Below are 13,260 nucleotides of genomic sequence, written 5' to 3'. Positions count from 1 at the left end.
ACGTAATGAAGCTCGCAGTGGTCGGCGGAGGGTCGACCTACACACCCGAACTCATCGACGGATTCGCGCGGTTGAGGGACACCCTGCCGATCGGGGAACTGGTCCTGGTCGACCCGGCCGCCGACCGTCTGGAGCTGGTGGGCGGCCTCGCGCGGCGCATCTTCGCCAAGCAGGGCCACCCGGGCCGCGTCGTCACCACCTCCGACGTCGACGCGGGCGTCGCGGACGCCGACGCGGTCCTGCTGCAACTGCGCGTCGGCGGGCAGGCGGCCCGGCAGCAGGACGAGACCTGGCCGCTGGAGTGCGGCTGCGTCGGCCAGGAGACGACCGGCGCGGGCGGCCTCGCGAAGGCGCTGCGCACGGTGCCGGTCGTCCTGGACATCGCCGAGCGCGTACGCCGCACCAACCCGAACGCCTGGATCATCGACTTCACCAACCCGGTGGGCATCGTCACGCGGGCGCTGCTCCAGGCCGGGCACAAGGCGGTCGGGCTGTGCAACGTGGCGATCGGCTTCCAGCGGAAGTTCGCGAAGCTGCTCGACGTCGCGCCGGGCGAGGTGCACCTCGATCACGTGGGGCTCAACCACCTGACGTGGGAGACGGGCGTACGCATCGGGGGGCCCGGTGGCGACGACGTGCTGCCGAGGCTCTTGGAGCGGCACGGGGACGCCGTCGCCGAGGACCTTCACATGCCGCGCGAGCTGGTCGACCGGCTCGGCGTCGTGCCCTCGTACTACCTGCGCTACTACTACCAGCACGACGCGGTCGTCGAGGAGCTGCGGACGAAACCGTCACGCGCCGCCGAAGTCGCCGCGATGGAGCGGGAGTTGCTGGCCATGTACGGCGACCCGGCACTCGACGAGAAGCCGGAGCTGCTCGCCAGGCGCGGCGGCGCGTTCTACTCCGAGGCGGCCGTGGACCTCGCGGCCTCGCTGCTGGGCAACGGCGGCAGCCCCTACCAGGTGGTGAACACCGTCAACAACGGCACGCTGCCCTTCCTCCCCGACGACGCGGTCATCGAGGTCCAGGCGGCCGTGGACGGCTCGGGCGCCAAGCCCCTGGCCGTGCCCGCACTCGACCCGCTGTACTCGGGCCTGATCGCCAACGTCACGGCGTACGAGGACCTGGCGCTGGACGCGGCCCTGCGCGGCGGCCGCGACCGCGTCTTCAAGGCGCTGCTCGCCCACCCGCTGATCGGCCAGTACGCGTACGCGGAGAGGCTCACCGACAGCCTCCTCGCGCACAACCGGGAGCACCTGGCGTGGGCGTAGGCACGAGCGTGCTCGCGATCGACGCGGGCAACAGCAAGACCGACGTCGCGGTGATCGATGCCGAGGGGCGGATCGCCGGCACGGCACGCGGCGGCGGGTTCCAGCCACCTCTCGTCGGCGTCGAGCCCGCGGTTGACGTGCTCGCGGAGGCGGTGGCGCGGGCGCTCGCCGAGGCGGGCGCCGACTCCGTGGGCCATGTGTCCGCCTGCCTGGCCAACGCCGATCTGCCGGTCGAGGAACGGCAGTTGGCGGACGCGCTGCGGCGGCGCGGCTGGGGTGCCTCCGTCGAGGTGCGCAACGACACCTTCGCCGTGCTGCGCGCCGGGCTCCTGGAGGACGCGGAGCCGCGGGGCGTGGCCGTGGTGTGCGGGGCGGGCATCAACTGCGTGGGCATGCTGCCGGACGGCCGCACCGCCCGCTTCCCCGCGATCGGCAGGATCTCCGGCGACTGGGGCGGGGGCGGCGGCCTCGCCGAGGAGGCGCTGTGGCACGCGGCACGGGCCGAGGACGGCCGCGGCGGGCCGACCGCGCTGCGCGAGACGCTGCCCGCGCACTTCGGCCTGCCGTCCATGTACGCGCTGATCGAGGCGCTGCACCTGGGGCGCCTCTCCCCCGCCAGGCGGCATGAGTTGACGCCGGTCCTCTTCGCCACCGCCGCCGCGGGAGACGCGGTGGCGCGCTCGTTGGTGGACCGGATGGCCGACGAGGTCGTCGCGATGTCGACCGTGGCCCTGGACCGCCTGGACCTGCTCGGCGAGAAGGCCCCTGTCGTGCTCGGCGGCAGCGTCCTGGCGGCCCGCCACCCCCAACTGGACGACCGCGTGCGGGCGTTGCTCTCCGAGCGGGCTCCCAAGGCCGAGCCCCGGGTGGTCACGGCCCGGCCCGTCCTGGGCGCGGCCCTGCTCGGCCTCGACCAAGTGGGCGCGCCCGCGCAGGTGCACGCGCGCGTGCGGGCGCATTACGAAACCGGGGTGCACCGGCGCTGACACGCGCCCCGTCCGTCTGCCGCCCGCCCTCGTGCGCTCCCGCCCGCGCCGCGCACGCGGGCGGGAACCGAAGGCCCCTCAATCTCGTGTTCAAGAGGGAGGATCCGCGCAAGATCGAGACAAGAAGTGTGCGGATGTCTGTCCCTGGCGCAATACTTGCGGCCGTGTGTACTTCGTCCCGCGCCGCGCGCGTCGGGCGGAGGTGACCGTCCGATGACCGAGGGGGAGGTCGAGGTCCAGGTGACATATCCGCCGAACGGCCGCGCGGCGCCGCCGGGCCCGCCCGGGCCGCCGGGGCCCGCCCCCGGACAGCCCGCGCCCGCGATGCCGGCGCCTGCGATGCCGGTTGTCCCGCCGCAGGGTCCCGGCATCCCGCCCGCCGGGCGGCAGCCGGCCCAGCAGGCCCCCACCGCCCCGCGCCGCACCGCCTGGGCCGAGGGCACGGAACGGCTGCGCGCCGCGGCGACCACCGAGCCGGGCAGGCTGCGGATCATCGGCGCCGTCCTCGCGCTGCTCGTCGTCGCGTTCGGCGCGCTCACCACCTGGCAGATGACGGAGCGCTCGGCCGCCGCGGACGACGTGCTGCACCGCAGCCAGCCGCTGAGCGCCGACGCCGCGGCCATCTACCGCTCGCTGGCGGACGCCAACACCGCCGCGTCCAGCGGCTTCCTGGCGGGCGGCCAGGAGCCCGCGGCCGTCCGCGACCGCTACGAACGGGACATCGCGCGGGCCTCCCAGAAGCTCGCCACGGCCGCGTCGAACGCGGGCTCGGACGCCTCGTCGGCGGCCGCCGTCGGCAAGCTGAACAAACTACTGCCCCAGTACACGGGCCTGATCGAGCGCGCCCGCGCCAACAACCGCCAGGGCCTGCCGCTCGGCGGCGCCTATCTGCGCTACGCCAACGACAAGATGCAGACGCAGATGCTCCCGGCCGCCGAGAAGCTCTACAAGGCGGAGAACGAACGGCTCGGCTCCGACTACGGCAAGGCCAAGCCGTACCCCTGGCTCGCCATCGCCCTCGGCGTCCTCGCGCTCGCCGCCCTCGCCTGGGCCCAGCGCCGCAACTACCGCCGGACCAACCGGGTGTTCAACCACGGCCTGCTCGCCGCGACCGCCGCCACGGCCGTCGTCCTGCTCTGGCTCGTCGCCGGCCACACCTTCGCCCGCTCGGGCCTGAACGAGTCGTACGACCACGGGGTCCGCTCCCTGAACGTCCTCAACGACGCCCGCATCAGCTCCCTGAAGGCCCGCGGCAACGAGAACCTGACGCTGGTCAGCCGCGGCGCGGAGACCGCCGAGGTGAACGGCGAGACCGAGGACAAGTTCGACGTCTCCTACCGCGCGCAGATGAGGCAGCTCGGCGACGGCGACAGCGGACTGCTCGGCAAGGCGGTCGCCCTCGCCGACGACCTGGCGGGGAAGCGGCCGGTCAAGCAGGCGGTCGCCAATGTGGGCGTCTGGAAGGACCGCCACAAGGAGGCCCGCTCCAGCGACGACTCCGGTGACTACCAAGGCGCCCTCGACAAGGTCATCGGTAACAAGGACGACAAGAACGCCGAGCCGACCGGCGAGTGCTTCGACAATGTGGACGCCGCCCTGGACCGGGCCCTGGCGCACGAACAGCGTGAGTTCAAGCAGGCCGCCAGGGACGGCAGGGGCGCCATGAGCGGGCTGCCGGTCGGCGCCGCCGTGCTCGCGCTCGTCGCCGCGGCGGGCGCCGTGCTCGGCATCGGCCGCAGGCTTTCGGAGTACCGGTGATGGAGTCAGAGGTGGAAGGGGGCGCGCAGACGATGCGGACACGACGTGGCACGAGGAGGCTGCGCGGCTGGGGCGGGGTCGGCGCGATGGGCGCGGCATGCGCCCTGACGGGGGCGCTCGTACTGGCCCTCCCCCCGCAGCAGAGCGGTGGCCGGACGGTGAGCGGCGGCTCGGGCGTGACGGTGGCCGCACCCGCGCGGGCGGACGCCGACGACTGCAACGACCAGAGCCTGCGCCCGTCCGACAAGGACGGCCCGACGATCGAGGCCATCAAGAACCGCGAGGTCAAGAAGCTCATCGTCGGCGTCGACCAGAACAGCTACCGCTGGGGCTACCGCGATCCGAACAAGAAGGGCGGGGAGCTGGAGGGATTCGACATCGACCTCGCGCGGGAGATCGCCGAGGAGATCTTCGGCGACCGCGACGCCATCGTCTTCCGCGCCATACCGACCAACCAGCGCATCCCCGCGATCAAGAGCGGCCAGGTCGACATGGTCGTACGCACCATGACGGTCAACTGCGAGCGGCTGAAGGACGTCGACTTCTCCACCGGGTACTTCGAGACGGGGCAGCAGGTGCTCGCCCCCAGGAAGTCCGACGACATCACGGGCTACAACGCGTCGCTCAAGGGCAAGAAGGTCTGCTCCGCGGCGGGCTCCATCGCCCTGGAGGAGCTGGAGAAGGAGGACTTCGGCGCCGACATCTCCACCACCGTGCCCAACCAGCTCGACTGCCTCGTGCGGCTCCAGCTCGGCGAGGTGGACGCCGTGGTGACCGACAGCGCGCTCGCCGCGGGCCAGGCCGCGCAGGACCCCACGGTCGAACTCAAGGGCGAGGAGCCCTTCACCACGGAGCACTACGGCGTGGCGATGAAGAAGGGCTCGGACGATTTGGTCCGCCGGGTCAACAAGGTCCTCGACGACTATCGCGAGGACAAGAAGAACGGCTGGCGCAAGTCGTACGACAAGTGGCTCAAGGGGGGCCTCGGCAAGGTGTCGGGCCCGCCGGACCCGGAGTACCGCGACTGACCGGCCGACCGGCCGGTACCACTGAAGTGTCGCGGCAACGCAGAGCGGAGAGGTGATCGATGAGCGTCACGGGACCCCCTGGTCCGGTGATGGACCGGGACGAGGTGGACCGTGCGCTGGCGCGGCTCGACGCCGAGCACGAGGCGATCGAGACCTCGCTGCTCGCCCTCCAGGACCACGCGGGCCGCCGTCTCCTGGAAGGCGCCCGGCTCACCGGCGTCACCGAGGAGCGCTGGAGCGCCACGGAACAGCGCATCACGCTGCTCTGGGCCTACTTCGACGCCTACGCCGGGGCGCTGAACACCGCCCGCGAGCTGCGCGCCCGCAGGCGCTGGCCCAGCCACGACGACCTGGCCGAGCTGACGGAGCTGCTGCGCGGCGAGTCCGTGACCGTCGCGGGCGCCTCCACGTCCGGTACCTCCCCGTCGCTCACGGAACCCGCCAAGCTCACCGAGCGCTTCACGCTCGAAGAGCTGGTGAGCCGGATGAACGACCTGTACGCGCACTCCCTCGACATGGTCGTCGCCGCCGACGCCGTGTGGTCGGCGCTGCCCGCCCGCATCGATCTGCTCGCCGCCGAACTGGCCCGCACCCGCCACCTCGCGCACTCCGTGGGCGTACGCCCCGGGGAGCATCCCGCGGGCGACGACCTGGAGCGCATCACCCGCTCCCTGACCGCCCTGCGCGAGCAGGTGATCAGCGACCCGCTCGCCTTCTGGCAGCGCGCGGAGGGCAGTTCGGCGCCCGGCGGCGGCCGCGCGCACACCGACCGGTACGACCGTGAGGCACGCGCCCTGGAGGAGGTGCGCCGCGAGATCGAGGCGGTGCTCACCGTCCGCCAGGACGCGGAGGCCCGCCTCGGCAGGCTGCGGGACGTGCTCTCCCGCGCGGACCGCACCCTCGCGGAGGCCAGGAGCGCCCGCGGCGAGGTCCTCGCCAAGATCGCCGCCTCCGAGGTGCCCGCGGTCAGCGGCCCCTCGACCGCCCTCCAGGAGCAGCTGGCGATGGCGTCGGACTTCCGCAGGCACGCCCAGTGGCACCGCCTCTCCCCGCTCCTGGAGTCCCTGGAGGAGAAGGCCGAGGACGAACTGCTGCGCGCTCGCGAGTCGTTGACCGCCGTCACGGCGCCCCTGGCGGTCCGCGCGGAGCTGCGTGGCCGCCTGGACGCGTACCGGGCGAAGGTGGCCCGGCACGGCCACGCCGAGGACCCGCTCCTGATCGAGCGGTACGACGCGGCCCGCCGGATGCTGTGGAGCGCGCCCTGCGATCTGCGCGTGGCCGAGCAGGCGGTGCTGCGCTATCAGCGGGCGGCCGCCGAGGTGCTCGCGCCGAGGGTCCCGCAGCAGGGCGGGCCCACCGACCGGAGGGGGGACGCGTGAGCCGGCCACAGTGTCAGCGGCCCGGGTGCACGGGCGCGTACGAGGACGTCGGCGGCGGCGAGCTGTACTGCGACACGTGCGGTCTCGCCCCGGTCGTGGCGCCGAACGGCCTGGTCGGCTCGGAGCCGACCGGCATCACGGGCGGCGGCAGGGGGGCACGCGGCTCCAGCAGTTCCAGCGCACGCTCGTCGTCGCGGTCGTCCCGTTCCTCCCGCTCGCAGTCCTCACGGAGGTCGGTGTCGGGCCGGCTCTCCCGCTCCCTGTCCGGCCGTTCGACGTCGCGTTCGGTGTCGGTGCGCAGCTCGGGCTCCTCCACCGGTTCGTCGGGGCGCGGGCGGCTCGGCGTCGGGCTCGTCACCGTGCCGGACGTGCCGCGTCCCGACCCGCGCGGGGCGGTGCAGGAGAAGCCGGAGGTCCCCGAGCGGAAGCGGTTCTGCTCGCGCTCGGACTGCGGGGCGCCGGTGGGCCGCGCGCGTGGCGACCGGCCGGGCCGCACCGAGGGCTTCTGCACCAAGTGCGGCCACCCGTACTCCTTCGTGCCGAAGCTGAACCCCGGCGACATCGTGCACGGACAGTACGAGGTCGTGGGCTGTCTGGCCCACGGCGGGCTCGGCTGGGTCTATCTCGCCATCGACCGGGCGGTGTCCGACCGCTGGGTGGTCCTCAAGGGCCTGCTCGACACGGGCGACCAGGACGCGATGGCCGCCGCGATCTCCGAGCGCCGCTTCCTCGCCGAGATCGAGCACGCCAACATCGTGCGGATCTACAACTTCGTCGAGCACCTGGACCAGCGCACGGGCTCCATGGACGGCTACATCGTCATGGAGTACGTGGGCGGCAAGTCCCTGAAGGAGATCGCCAACGGCCGCCGTACGGCCGACGGCAAGCGCGACCCGCTGCCGGTCGAGCAGGCGTGCGCGTACGGCATCGAGGCGCTTGAGGCGCTCGGCCATCTGCACAGCCGCAATCTCCTGTACTGCGACTTCAAGGTCGACAACGCCATCCAGACCGAGGGCCAGCTCAAGGTCATCGACATGGGCGCGGTCCGCAGGATGGACGACGACGAGTCCGCGATCTACGGCACGGTCGGCTACCAGGCCCCCGAAGTCGCCGAGGTGGGGCCCTCGGTGGCCTCCGACCTCTACACGGTCGCGCGCACGCTCGCCGTCCTGACGTTCGACTTCCAGGGCTATACGAACGTATTCGTGGACTCCCTGCCCGACCCCGACAACATCGAGGTCTTCCGCCAGTACGAGTCGTTCTACCGGCTCCTCGTCCGCGCCACCGACCCCGATCCCGCCCGCCGCTTCGCGTCCGCGCAGGAGATGGCCGAGCAGCTCACGGGCGTCCTGCGGGAGGTCGTGGCACTCCAGACGGGCAAGCCGCGCCCCTCGCTCTCCACCCTGTTCGGACCCGAGGTGAAGGTCACGGACACGGAGCTGTTCGCCGAACTCACGGGTGACGTGTCGCTACTCGGGGTGCGCCCGCTCACACCGGAGGGCTCTGGCGGCCGCCGGGAGCTGCCGTCCGCACCGCCGTCCGCACCGCCCGCCGCGCTCGTCCGGCCGCTGGACGCCGCCGCGACCGCGCTGGCGCTGCCGGTGCCGCGCGTCGACCCGGGCGACCCGAACGCGGGCTTCCTCGCCGGACTGATGGCCTCCGCGCCCGCCGAGCTGATCGCCGCGCTCGGGGCGGCGCCCGCCGACTCGGTGGAACTCCAGCTCCGCGCCCTGCGCGCGCGGCTCGCCATGGGGGAGTCGGCCCCCGCCGCCGAGGCCCTCGCCGACCTGGAGCGCCGCCATCCGGATGACTGGCGCGTGGTCTGGTACCGGGGCGTGGCGGCCCTGGCGACCGGGGACTTCGAGAGCGCCGCGCTGTCCTTCGACGCGGTCTACGACGCGTTTCCCGGCGAGGCCGCGCCGAAGCTGGCGCTCGCCGTGTGCGCGGAGGTCCTCGGCCAGCTGGACAACGCCGCCGAGTACTACCGCCTGGTGTGGGCCACCGATCCGAGCTATGTGAGCGCCGCGTTCGGCCTGGCCAGGGTGCAGCTCGCCGCCGACGACCGGGCCGGCGCGGTGCGCACCCTGGAGTCGGTGCCGGAGTCCTCCATCCACTACACCGCGGCCCGGGTCGCGGCGGTGCGGGCGCGTCTGCGCCGCCGTCTGGACTCGCCGACGGCCTCGCCCGGTGCCGCGTTCCTGGACGACCTGATGGCGGCCGCGGGACAGCTGGAGGCGCTCGCGGGCTTCGGTCTCGACGCGGTGCGCAGGGAACGCCTGTCGACCGAGGTACTGGGGTCGGCGCTCGACTGGGTACTCTCCGGTAGGCACTCTGGTCACGTCTCCGCGCCACCGGCCACCGCCGGGACGCGGACCGTGCTGCTCGGCAGTGACCTGGACGAGCGCGGTCTCCGGTTCGGTCTGGAGCGTTCGTACCGGACGCTGGCCCGGCTCGCACAGGGTGGCGAGGAGAGGATCGAACTGGTGGAGCGGGCCAACCGCTTCCGCCCCCGGACGTGGGTGTGAGTGATGTCGCAGATGCCCCAACTGTCTGCCTGCCCCAGCTGTGAGGAGCCGCTGGAGTCGGGCGACCTGTTCTGTGGTGCGTGCGGGTACGACCTGTCGGCGGTGCCGGCCCGTCCGGCCGGCTCCCCCAACGGGTCCGCCCCGGCGGCGGACCGGCCCGCCGAGTGGCCCGCCGCGCCCGGGACGGACAGCTCCGACACCCCGGCGCCCACCCATCTGCCCACCGACCTGCCGGGGACGGACTCCGGGGGGACGGAGCTTTCCGGCGGGGCGGGGCATTCCGGAGGGGCGGAGTTGAGGGAGCCGGACGAGTACCCGCTGCCCGCGCCGGCCCCCGCGCCCGCCGAGGCCCCCGCGTCCGCTGACGCGGCGTCGCCCGCCGGTGCCACACCGCCCGTTGGTGCCGCGCCGCCCGCTAGTGCCACGCCGCCCGCTGGTTCCGCCGACGCCGTCGAGCCCGCCGACCCGCGGACCAGCGCGCCCGAGCCCACCCCGCCCCCGGGCACCAAGCTCTGCGTGGCCTGCCGCTCCGGCCGCGTCGACCCGGACGGCTACTGCGAGAACTGCGGGCACGCCCAGCCGCGCGAGCGCGACCACCTGGAGGAGGAGCTGGACGCGGTCGCCGCGGTCAGCGACCGGGGCCTGCGCCACCACCGCAACGAGGACGCGTTCGCGATCTCCGCCGCCGCGCTGCCCGACGGCTCCCCCGCCGTCGTCGCGATCGTCTGCGACGGCGTCTCCTCCGCGACCCGCCCCGACGAGGCCTCGCTCGCCGCCTCCCGCGCCGCCAACGAATCGCTCCAGGGCTCACTGCCGCGCGGCACGCACCCGCAGCAGGCCATGCACGAGGCCATCCTGTCGGCCGCCGACGCCGTCAACTCCCTGGCCACCGAGCCCGCTGCCGAGCGCGAGCACAGCCCGCACCAGAACGCGCCCGCCTGCACCCTGGTCGGCGCGGTCGTCGCCGGGGGCCTGCTCGTCGTCGGCTGGGTCGGCGACAGCCGCGCGTACTGGGTCCCCGACGACCGCAGCGGCCCCGCCGTCCGTCTCACCGAGGACGACTCGTGGGCCGCGCAGATGGTCGCGGCGGGACTGATGAACGAGGCCGAGGCGTACGCCGACGACCGCGCCCACGCCATCACGGGCTGGCTCGGCGCGGACGCGTACGAACTGGAGCCGCACACCGCTTCCTTCAAGCCGGACCGCGCGGGTGTCGTGGTGGTGTGCACGGACGGACTGTGGAACTACGCCGAAGCGGTCGAGGACATGGCGCGCGCCGTGCCCGCCGACGCCGCGGACCGGCCGCTGCACAGCGCCCAGGTCCTGGTCGGCCACGCGCTCGACGGCGGGGGCCACGACAACGTAACAGTGGCGGTCGTCCCGTTCCCCTACGCGCCGCAAGGGGCAGGATCGGCCTAGGGCGTGTCCGCGAAGTCCCGTCGTTCGCCCGCAGGGCGTCGCGACGCAGGCGGGACTTCGCGGACGCGCCCTAGGGCCGGGCGGGGGGCCGTACCGGGTCGTGTGGTTCTCAGGATCTGAGGGGGAGCAGTTCCATGGCCAATTTCTCGAAGTCGACCGTGCCGCAGTTCTCGGTCGACGTCTACCAGAACGAGTTCCTGCCGGAGGGCGGCCGCGAGGTCAACGCCATCGCCACGGTGACCTCCACCGGGGGCGGGACGATCGGTTCCGCGGTGAGCGCCCCGCATCTCTACGCCGCGGGGCAGAGCCCGGACGCCGCCGTGGCGATCATGGTCGACTGTTCCGGCTCCATGGACTATCCGCCGACGAAGATGCGGGGCGCCAGGGACGCGACGGCCGCCGCCATCGACGCCGTGCGCGACGGCGTGCACTTCGCGGTGATCGGCGGCACGCACATCGCCACGGAGGTCTATCCGGGCAACGGCCGCCTCGCGGTGGCGGGCCCGGACACCCGCGAGCAGGCCAAACAGGCGCTGCGCAGGCTCAGCGCGGGCGGCGGCACGGCGATCGGCACCTGGCTGCGGCTCGCCGACCGCCTGCTGGGCTCCGCCGACCTCGCCGCGTCGGCGGTGCGGCACGGCATCCTGCTCACCGACGGCCGTAACGAACACGAGTCGCCCGAGGACCTCAAGGCCGCCCTCGACGCCTGCGCGGGCCGCTTCACCTGCGACGCCCGCGGCGTCGGCACGGACTGGGAGGTGAAGGAGGTCACCGGCATAGCCTCCGCGCTGCTCGGCACCGCCGACATCGTCGCCGACCCGGCCGGTCTCTCCGCCGACTTCACACAGATGATGGAGACGGCGATGGGCAAGGAGGTCGCCGACGTCAGTCTGCGGCTGTGGACCCCGGTGGGCGTGGAGATCAAGTTCGTCAAGCAAGTGGCGCCCACGGTCGAGGAGCTGACGGACCGGCGCACGGAGGCGGGGCCGCGCTTCGGGGACTACCCCACGGGGTCGTGGGGCGACGAGTCCCGCGACTACCACATCTGTGTACGGGTGCCGAGCGCCGCCATCGGCCAGGAGATGCTCGCGGCCCGGGTCTCCCTGATCGTGCCGCAGGCCGACGGCAGCACACAGACCCTCTCGCAGGGCCTGGTGCGCGCGGTGTGGACGGACGACGTGGCGGCCTCCACCTCCATCAATCCGCAGGTCGCGCACTACACGGGCCAGGCGGAGCTGGCGCAGGTCATCCAGCAGGGACTCGACGCCCGCAAATCGGGAGATGTCGACGGGGCGACCGCCAAACTCGGCCGCGCCGTCCAGCTGGCGGCCGCCTCGGGCAACGCGGATACGGCGAAGCTGCTTTCGAAGGTGGTGGACGTGGTGGATGCCGCGGAAGGTACTGTTCGATTGAAGGCGAAGGTCGCCGAGGCCGACGAGATGACACTCGAGACACGGTCGACGAAGACCGTTCGCGTGAAGAAGCAGTAGCGCGGCGCCCCGGCGCCGCCGACGACACCGAAGCAGTACGTACGGCCCTCGGGCCGGAGAAGGAGAGGGGGAAGCGCCGACATGCCGACCTGCCCGAACGGACACCAGTCGGGTTCCGACGACTGGTGCGAGGTCTGCGGTCACCGCATGGCCGGTGCCGTACCGCCGCCCCCTCCCCCGCCGCCGCCCGCGGCCGGGTACGGCTATCCCCCGCCGCCCCCCGGTCAGGACCAGAACTTCCCGCAGCCCGGCGCCGGGCGCCCGCATCCGGCGTCCGTGCCGGAACCGGCGCCCGAGGCGCAGCTCTGCCCGCAGTGCCGCACGCCCCGCGAGGCGAACGCGCCGTTCTGCGAGGAGTGCCGCTGGAACTTCCTGACGAACACCGCGACGTCTTACACCCCGGCCGCGCCGAACCCGCCGCTGCCCGGCACCCAGGGCGGTCCCGGCAGGCCTCCGCAGCACCCCGGGCAGGGCCCGTACGAGTACCAGGGCTCGCGCCCCTCGCAGATGAACCGCCCCGCCGAGCCGATCCCGCCGTTCGGCAACGGCGGAGGCAACGGCGGGCGCCCCGGCCAGCCCGGCCCTGGTCAGCACGGCCCTGGTCAGCCCGGTCCGGGCCGGCAGGGCTATGGCGGGCAAGGTCCCGGCCAGGCCCCGCCCCCCGGTGCCCCGCAGGCGTTCCAGCAACCCGGTCCGCCCGCGCCGCCCGCGTTCCCGCAGGAGTCGGGCGCCCCGCAGGGTCCGCCGCCCCCGCCGCAGCCCGGCTCCGGCGGCCCGGCCTTCGGCGGGGACGACGACTGGGTGATCTCGCCGCCGTCGTCCCCGGCGCAGCCGCAGCAGCCTCAGCAGCAGTTCCAGCGGCAGGACGTTTTCCAGCAGGTTCCCCCGCAGCAGCAGGCGCCGCAGCAGCACCAGGCGCCGCAGCCGCCACAGCAGGAGCAGCCGCAGCCGCAGGCATCGCAGCCGCAGGCCCAGCAGGGGCCCGGCACGTGGACGGCGACGATCGGCCCCGACCGCGAGTACTTCATGGCGATGATGCAGCGCAGCGGCCCCGAGGCGTCGGGCCTGAACCTGCCCGCCTACTCCCCCGAGCAGCAGCGCCCGCTGTCCGGCAACCAGATCTCCATCGGCCGCCGCCGCCACTCCACGGGCGACACCCCGGACATCGATCTGTCGGTGCCGCCTGAGGATCCGGGCGTCTCGCACCAGCACGCGGTCCTGGTCCAGCAGCCGGACGGCAGCTGGGCGGTCGTCGACCAGAACTCCACGAACGGCACCACGGTCAACGGCGGCGAGGAGCCCATCCAGCCGTTCGTGCCCGTCCCGCTCCAGGACGGCGACCAGGTGCACGTGGGCGCCTGGACGACGATCACGGTCCGCCGCGACTGACCCCGCGCCCGCGGG

At 73.6% G+C, this 13,260-nt stretch carries 10 protein-coding genes; 9 read left to right on the top strand and 1 reads right to left on the bottom strand.

Features of this window, described 5'->3' with window-relative positions; genetic code table 11:
• Nucleotides 1-5: 5 nt before the first annotated feature.
• The 5 genes from IG54_RS0129000 to IG54_RS0128980 all read left to right on the top strand — a co-directional run bounded on the left by IG54_RS0129000 (nucleotide 6) and on the right by IG54_RS0128980 (nucleotide 6,422).
• Entirely contained in the window at nucleotides 6-1,271 is a 1,266-nt protein-coding gene (locus IG54_RS0129000; protein ID WP_030790970.1) for a 6-phospho-beta-glucosidase, read from the top strand.
• Nucleotides 1,262-2,257 carry an N-acetylglucosamine kinase gene (locus IG54_RS0128995; protein WP_030790967.1) on the top strand — a complete coding sequence of 332 codons (996 nt, stop codon included), beginning with the start codon at nucleotides 1,262-1,264 and terminating at the stop codon, nucleotides 2,255-2,257. Before IG54_RS0129000 ends, IG54_RS0128995 begins: the two co-directional genes overlap by 10 nt.
• Before the next feature lie 213 nt (nucleotides 2,258-2,470).
• Nucleotides 2,471-4,015 (top strand): hypothetical protein, encoded by a 1,545-nt coding sequence (locus IG54_RS42215; RefSeq protein WP_158708941.1) that lies wholly within the window; start codon nucleotides 2,471-2,473, stop codon nucleotides 4,013-4,015.
• 32 nt (nucleotides 4,016-4,047) lie between these two features.
• Entirely contained in the window at nucleotides 4,048-5,043 is a 996-nt protein-coding gene (locus tag IG54_RS0128985; protein ID WP_030790961.1) for a glutamate ABC transporter substrate-binding protein, read from the top strand.
• Between the two features lie 59 nt (nucleotides 5,044-5,102).
• Nucleotides 5,103-6,422: a hypothetical protein gene (locus IG54_RS0128980; RefSeq protein ID WP_030790958.1), complete on the top strand. Its 1,320-nt coding sequence runs from the start codon at nucleotides 5,103-5,105 to the stop codon at nucleotides 6,420-6,422.
• A gap of 13 nt (nucleotides 6,423-6,435) precedes the next feature.
• Here IG54_RS0128980 and IG54_RS43875 read toward each other — a convergent pair whose 3' ends face one another.
• Entirely contained in the window at nucleotides 6,436-6,780 is a 345-nt protein-coding gene (locus IG54_RS43875; RefSeq protein ID WP_420712295.1) for a hypothetical protein, read from the bottom strand.
• Between the two features lie 10 nt (nucleotides 6,781-6,790).
• Between IG54_RS43875 and IG54_RS0128975 the strand changes: the two genes are divergently transcribed.
• The 4 genes from IG54_RS0128975 to IG54_RS0128960 all read left to right on the top strand — a co-directional run bounded on the left by IG54_RS0128975 (nucleotide 6,791) and on the right by IG54_RS0128960 (nucleotide 13,245).
• Complete coding sequence (locus IG54_RS0128975; RefSeq protein WP_420712294.1) at nucleotides 6,791-8,947, top strand: tetratricopeptide repeat protein; 2,157 nt, start codon at nucleotides 6,791-6,793, stop codon at nucleotides 8,945-8,947.
• 3 nt (nucleotides 8,948-8,950) lie between these two features.
• Nucleotides 8,951-10,366: a PP2C family serine/threonine-protein phosphatase gene (locus tag IG54_RS0128970; protein ID WP_030790952.1), complete on the top strand. Its 1,416-nt coding sequence runs from the start codon at nucleotides 8,951-8,953 to the stop codon at nucleotides 10,364-10,366.
• Between the two features lie 134 nt (nucleotides 10,367-10,500).
• Nucleotides 10,501-11,856 carry a vWA domain-containing protein gene (locus tag IG54_RS0128965; protein WP_030790949.1) on the top strand — a complete coding sequence of 452 codons (1,356 nt, stop codon included), beginning with the start codon at nucleotides 10,501-10,503 and terminating at the stop codon, nucleotides 11,854-11,856.
• 81 nt (nucleotides 11,857-11,937) lie between these two features.
• Nucleotides 11,938-13,245: an FHA domain-containing protein gene (locus IG54_RS0128960; RefSeq protein ID WP_030790946.1), complete on the top strand. Its 1,308-nt coding sequence runs from the start codon at nucleotides 11,938-11,940 to the stop codon at nucleotides 13,243-13,245.
• Nucleotides 13,246-13,260 lie beyond the last annotated feature (15 nt).

It is taken from the genome of Streptomyces sp. NRRL S-920 (assembly GCF_000717945.1).
Lineage (GTDB): Bacteria > Actinomycetota > Actinomycetes > Streptomycetales > Streptomycetaceae > Streptomyces > Streptomyces alboniger.
This window is presented reverse-complemented; position numbering and strand designations above follow the sequence as displayed.